General features: G+C 29.1%; 7 protein-coding genes and 2 pseudogenes. 8 read left to right on the top strand and 1 reads right to left on the bottom strand.

The annotated features are described in order from the left end of the window. Positions 1 to 272: 272 nt before the first annotated feature. The 6 genes and pseudogenes from CLLU_RS17950 to CLLU_RS17920 form a co-directional block, all read left to right on the top strand. Positions 273 to 539 (top strand): annotated as a pseudogene (locus CLLU_RS17950) (phage portal protein); the annotation flags it as partial. A 94-nt stretch (positions 540 to 633) separates the two neighbouring features. Next, positions 634 to 1,221: a GGDEF domain-containing protein gene (locus CLLU_RS17945; protein WP_106011129.1), complete on the top strand. Its 588-nt coding sequence runs from the start codon at positions 634 to 636 to the stop codon at positions 1,219 to 1,221. Between the two features lie 63 nt (positions 1,222 to 1,284). Beyond that, entirely contained in the window at positions 1,285 to 2,274 is a 990-nt protein-coding gene (locus tag CLLU_RS17940; protein WP_106011128.1) for a helix-turn-helix transcriptional regulator, read from the top strand. Positions 2,275 to 2,867: 593 nt separating this feature from the next. Further along, a complete protein-coding gene (locus CLLU_RS17930; protein WP_106011127.1) occupies positions 2,868 to 3,176 on the top strand; it encodes a UPF0175 family protein in 309 nt (102 codons plus the stop codon). After that, positions 3,148 to 3,678: a PIN domain-containing protein gene (locus tag CLLU_RS19490; protein WP_420866712.1), complete on the top strand. Its 531-nt coding sequence runs from the start codon at positions 3,148 to 3,150 to the stop codon at positions 3,676 to 3,678. The genes CLLU_RS17930 and CLLU_RS19490 overlap by 29 nt, the downstream gene beginning before the upstream one ends. Continuing rightward, positions 3,656 to 3,844: pseudogene (locus CLLU_RS17920) on the top strand (hypothetical protein); the annotation flags it as partial. The gene CLLU_RS19490 and the pseudogene CLLU_RS17920, both read left to right, overlap by 23 nt. Positions 3,845 to 4,161: 317 nt before the next feature. Here CLLU_RS17920 and CLLU_RS19610 read toward each other — a convergent pair. Continuing rightward, the gene (locus tag CLLU_RS19610) at positions 4,162 to 4,815 is read right to left on the bottom strand and encodes a hypothetical protein (protein WP_106011125.1); all 654 of its coding nucleotides are present in this window, start codon (positions 4,813 to 4,815) and stop codon (positions 4,162 to 4,164) included. Between the two features lie 412 nt (positions 4,816 to 5,227). On the opposite strand from CLLU_RS19610, the gene CLLU_RS17910 reads away from it, so the two are divergent. Continuing rightward, positions 5,228 to 5,590 carry a BlaI/MecI/CopY family transcriptional regulator gene (locus tag CLLU_RS17910; RefSeq protein WP_106011124.1) on the top strand — a complete coding sequence of 121 codons (363 nt, stop codon included), beginning with the start codon at positions 5,228 to 5,230 and terminating at the stop codon, positions 5,588 to 5,590. A 5-nt stretch (positions 5,591 to 5,595) separates the two neighbouring features. Continuing rightward, positions 5,596 to 5,861, top strand: a 266-nt coding sequence (locus CLLU_RS19000) for a hypothetical protein (RefSeq protein ID WP_207656032.1), incomplete at its 3' end; no start/stop codon positions are given.

Here is a 5,861-nt window from a genome sequence, read left to right as displayed (position 1 = left end):
ATTTATAATATAGGAATTTTCAATTATAAACTCATAATAATTGAAAAATTTAGCAACTGTCTATTGACGATGGAAAGAGTTGAAGAAGATGCATATAAATATACGGACAGTAACTGTTTAATTTCATATAAGTTTGCAAAAACACTTTCTATTTAAATAATTTAAAATAAGGTTTAAAAAGGCACTTAACTTAAATAAAGTAAGTGCTTTTTTCATACCCATTTTTAGGAGGTAAACATAATGAAAATACCGATACTATCCAGACTGTGGAAACAGTAGACAGAAATGATAGGGGACAGATTTACTATGTTTACAATAAAGAAGGTCAGCTTTATTCACTGAGATATGATGAAGTTTTGCATATTCCCGGACTTGGATTTGATGGATTAATTGGATATTCTCCTATAGCCATGGCTAAAAATGCAATTGGTATGGCTATAGCAACAGAAGAATATGGTGCTAAATTCTTTGCAAATGGTGCAAATCTAGGCGGTGTACTTGAGCATCCAGGTATAGTGAAAGATCCTGCAAGAGTCAGATTATAGGTAATTTTATTATTACTGACAGTCTATGTCATTATGACCATATATAATTGAAAGTGTAATATATAAATGCTGAGGGCAGGGGTATTGCGTGGATTATGAGGATATGGACAAAGAGACACTTATTAAACTTTTGAGAAAAAAAGATGATATGTTTAAAAAGCTGTGTATAGAAAAAGAAAAATTAAACTATTATGCAAGTACAGATGCTATGACTGGAGTATTAAACAGAAGATCAGGTCTGGAATTGCTGGATAAAGAACTCACTTTTTCAAAGATCAATAATAAAAACCTTGTTGTTTGTTTTGTTGATGTAGATGGTTTAAAAACAATAAATGATAACTTTGGCCATCAAGAAGGCGACAGGCTTTTGATGAATACAGCTGAAATTCTGAAAGATAGTATTAGAAAAACTGATTTTGTAATCAGGATGGGTGGGGATGAGTTCTTAGTAGTATTTCCCGGTGCAACGATAGAAGAAGTTCACAAAATTCTAAATAGAATTAATTTAAGATTGGAAGAAAGCAATAAAAATAATAATAGCTATAGTTTCAGTTTGAGTTATGGATTTTGTGAGTATAAAAAGGAAACAGAATGTGAAATGACTCTTAGTGATTTAATAAAAAAAGCTGATCTTGAAATGTATAAGAAAAAATTGCAGAAAAAGAAGGAATTATAAGTATATATGTATAACTAATTAATAAAGTATTAAGGAAACATAGGGAAGGACAATATATATAATATGGAAAGATTTAAAGCAGATGTATTATTGTTCATTTATAATCAGTTAAAAGAAGGAAAAGTAGTTATAAAGGATGATGTAATAGATAAGTTTAATATTAATGAAAGAACTTTTTATAGATACATAAAAGACATAAAGAGATTTGTAGAAGATGAATCCAATGGCGAGCTAATGGGAGAGAAAATTATATCGGACAGAGAAAAGGGAGGATATATTTTAAAAAGTGGATATGAAAAAAATCTTAATGAAAAGGAAGTTTTGGCAGTTTGTAAAGTGATTTTAGAGAGCAGAGGTTTTATAGAGTCAGAAATAAAAGATATAATTTACAAGCTTCTTGATAATTGTATATGTAGAGACAAGGAAAATATTAAATATATTATAGGAAATGAACTTATGAATTATGTTTCACCAAGACACGGCAAAAAGCTTTTGGATAAACTTTGGAAAATAAGTAGTGCAATAAAAGACAAAAATGTGTTGAAAATCGAATATTTTAAAATTGGAGCAGGTGGAAAGATACAGAAGGAAATTTCAAAAAGAACTTTGTATCCTCAGGGACTTTTGTTTTCCGAGTATTATTTTTATCTTATAGCTTTAATAGAAGGTAAAACTTATGAATATCCTGCCATTTATAGAGTGGATAGGATTGAGAAGCTGGTTATTACAGATATGAAATACAAGGTGGATTATAGTAAGAGGTTTAAGGATGGAGAGTTCAGAAAGCTGATTCAATTCATGCAGGCGGGAGAATTGGAAAGGGTAAAATTTAGATATACAGGCAGATCCATAGAGGCAGTTTCAGACAAACTGCCTAATGCCAGAATAGTAGAAGAAAAAAATGGTGAATACATGGTGGAAGCCAGAGTATTCGGAAAGGGAATAAAGATGTGGCTTTTGAGCCAGGGGGATTCTGTAGAGGTTTTGGGTTCTGATAAATTTAGGGAAGAGATGATAGAAACTATTGAAGAAATGAAAAATTCATATATGTAATAGTTTATAAATAGAACTAAGCAATACAGAGAAATCGGAATTGTAAAAGTAATTGATGAATATGATATAAGTATTTTAAAGATGGCTTAATGTTAGAGGATATTATGATATCTTAGAAAAAGTAGCAAATATAAATTTAGATTCTAATGTGGAGATAGTTAAAAGACTTATTAATATTTTCCAATGAGAAAGACAATAGATAAGAATGAAAGTGAATCAATGGTTAACTGAAGAACTGAAAAATAATCTGCAAGAAAAGACAGAACCAGAAATTCAAGAAATAAGTAAATAGATTATTAATACAATAAAATTAAATGAAGAAAAACAAAAGGAATTAGAAGAGGCTGTTGCGAATGGCAGAAGTAGCTGGCTCTAAAGTTGCTGAAATTGTAGTAAAGGGAGTACAAAAGATTAGAGAAGATGAAAAGACTTAAGATGACATAATGCTGACTATTGAGTGTTCAGTAAAGGATACGCAAAATCTTGCAGATAAAATTGATACAATAAAGTTCTGGCTTTTTACACCAGATAATTTAATTTATCTATATTATAGGGTATAATTATAATAAATGATGAGTAAGGGTGTGAAATAAATGAGTGCTGAAAAAGTAAAGGTTGATTTAAATATATCTAATGACTTAATACCTCTTATAGAAGATTTAGGTCTTTCAAAATCTTTAGATGACAACATAAAAATATCTATAGCGATTGCATTATTTACCAGTAGATCAGTATCTTTAGCACGGGCAGCGGAAATAGCAGAAATGGAACTTGCCGATTTTATGACTTTGCTTAAAAATAAAAATATACCCTGGAATGAATATACGGAAGATGAGTTCCGCCTGGATGAAATTGCAGTAAAAGATTTTAAAGATGAATTGGGAGAAAACAAAAATGATTAAAGCTGTATGTAATTCAAGTCCCATTATAGGATTGAGTATCATTAAAAAATTAGATTTGCTGTGGGAAATTTTTGATGAGGTTTATATTACAGAAGAGGTTTATAGAGAAATAACAACAGGTGAAAAGGTTAAAAATATAGGAGCAGAAGAATTAATTGAAGCTGTGAAAAACGGCCGTATAAAAGTATATAGTGTAAAAAATAAACTTTTGATAGAACAATTGTATGGAAGACTTCATAGAGGCGAACTTGAAGTAATGGTTGCAGCAAAAGAATTAAAAATAAAAAGAGTGATAATAGATGATAGATCAGCCAGGCATTTTGCAGAAACAGTATTATTAAGAACAATTGGACTTATGGGTATATTATTGTTGGCAAAAGAGTGTAAAAAAATTAATAGTTTAAAGGAGTATTTAGATGTATTAATAGAGAACGGTTTTAGAATGTCAGTGAAGTTGTATAATGAGGCTTTAAAATCAGCAGGAGAAGTTGAAAATGACTGAACTCGGTAAAAGCTTAATAGATGAAGGAAAAGATGAAGGAAAAAAAGAAAAAACTATAGAGATAGTCAAGAGAGCAATAAAAAAAGGTATGGACAACGAAACAATAAAAAAATTGACAGATTTAGATATTGATGAAATTGAGTTGATAAGGAAAGTACTAAAGTAAGATAATTATAAACAGAATGAAATATTTATATTAAATTGGCTTATTAATGGTGTAGTAAGCTGATTTTTTTAATATCCAGAATTAAAATGATTTGAGTTGATAAAATGATATGTGTTTATGATAAAAAGACTGCCAAAGGAAACTTTGATAACAGCGGTCTCGGAGTATTAAGTGACGCTGGAAGTATTATGACTTTATAGGGCTTGTGCAAGTCATCTATTTTAGGGGTGGTTATGACTAGTCACTAGTGATAATCTTGCCGTTCCAATCAGAGTTTTGCAGCATTATATTTTTTTGATAATTGTTCTTGGCTTTTTCTACCTTTTAGATAATTTTTTATGGCATATATGGCAGATAATTTCTGCTTCAATGAAAGCAATAGGATGAAAATGCATTCCAAGTATTGGGGCCAACTGTAGCATCATTTGACAATCCAGCGAATTGTTGAAATGAAAGAACTGCGTCATGGGTTGTATACCAAATATTGAATCTACAGTTACGCTATTATGTCTTGGATATTTATATGCAAAAATATTTAAAAATAGTTGAGTTAGGTGAACTGGATTACCAGAAGTAACATGATTATAGCCTACAAGTGCTGATTTACTTACTGTATATTGTCTTCCAGTATAAAGTTCAGTTGAGATAAAATAAGATCCATAATCTTGTATGGCCCAAGATTCAACAGCAGCTTTCTGAGAATCGCTTTTACTTAGATTATATTTAGAAATATCAAAATCAGGAATAAATATGTTGCTATCATTGGTAACTTGTACACCTAAAGCTCTAGCATTTTTTAAGTAATCAGATTTAACACTCTCAGGTGCGTCTTTATAAGAAAAGGATATACCAGAAATAGTTGCTTTTTTTGTTTTAGTAACATTATCATTAATTTCATAATTATTACTTTTACAAGTGTAAAAGTAAAGGTTTTTTTTGAAAATATTGAGAAAAACGATAAATAAAAGCATATCATAAATGTATCTATATAAATCAAAAGTTTTATTCTTTGTTTCACATTTTAACTATAACCTAGCTGGTGATTTTTCTTAATCTCTTTAAGGACATATTAGCAGCATCATTTCTTAAGGTATTTAAAAAAATCCCATCAGTCACAAATTATCATATTTTATATTACTTGCTATCATAAAAGGTTCCATGTATCCCTTGATGCTTATTTGATCGGTAATCATATCACATTTATGTAAGGAATTTAATGAACTACATTCCTAAAGAAGTAGTTCTAGAACTGATTTATATATACAGTTATTATTTAAGTTTACTATTTTGTAATAAATAAATTTTTATAAAAATGTTGACACTACGACATTTGTCGCATATACTTTAGTTAAGATAAAAAATGAAAGAAAGGTTGATTAAGAAATGAAGAAAATTCCTAGAACGGAACTTGAAATAATGAAATTTATTTGGAGCAAAAAAGATAAAGTATCTACAAAGGAGGTAGCCAACCATATGGAAAAGGTTTTAGGATGGAAACTTAGTACTACATCTAAAACTTTATCAAGGCTTGTAAAAAAAGAATTTCTTGTTACAGAACGAATAGGGAAACAATCCTATTATACATCAACAGTAGAGGAGGATGATTACTTAAAATTTGAGACTAAAGATTTCTTTAATTATCTTCATGGAAAGTCATTAAAAAGTATAATATCCACCCTTGAGGAAAGTGATGAAATTACTAATGAAGACTTAGATGATCTTGAAAAATGGATAAAGAATAGGTAATTGTTATGAGAGATATTTTTTTAGAAGTTTTAAGAACAAGTTTGTTAGCGGGGATATTAATATTTGGAATAATTATTATAAAAGATAAGTTTTTAACTAAGTATAGTCATAAATTCAACTATTTTTTAGCTATTATAGTAATTATAAGAATGCTTTTAATAGTCAGTATTAAACTTAGTATAAATATAAGTGATTTCACAAAAGAGAGTTACACTGATTATCATGAAGGTATATATAATTTCACTCAATCTCATTTAAACAGTATAAATAC

Origin of the sequence: Clostridium luticellarii, assembly GCF_002995845.1 — a bacterium.
Classification (GTDB): domain Bacteria; phylum Bacillota; class Clostridia; order Clostridiales; family Clostridiaceae; genus Clostridium_B; species Clostridium_B luticellarii.
This window is presented reverse-complemented; position numbering and strand designations above follow the sequence as displayed.

Excerpts from the sequence above, each read along its gene's own strand:
- CLLU_RS17930 (WP_106011127.1), top strand. The coding sequence starts at position 2,868 with ATGAGTGCTGAAAAAGTAAAGGTTGATTTAAATATATCTAATGACTTA.
- CLLU_RS17940 (WP_106011128.1), top strand. The coding sequence starts at position 1,285 with ATGGAAAGATTTAAAGCAGATGTATTATTGTTCATTTATAATCAGTTA.
- CLLU_RS17910 (WP_106011124.1), top strand. The coding sequence starts at position 5,228 with ATGAAGAAAATTCCTAGAACGGAACTTGAAATAATGAAATTTATTTGG.
- CLLU_RS19610 (WP_106011125.1), bottom strand. The coding sequence starts at position 4,815 with ATGCTTTTATTTATCGTTTTTCTCAATATTTTCAAAAAAAACCTTTAC.
- CLLU_RS19490 (WP_420866712.1), top strand. The coding sequence starts at position 3,148 with ATGAATTGGGAGAAAACAAAAATGATTAAAGCTGTATGTAATTCAAGT.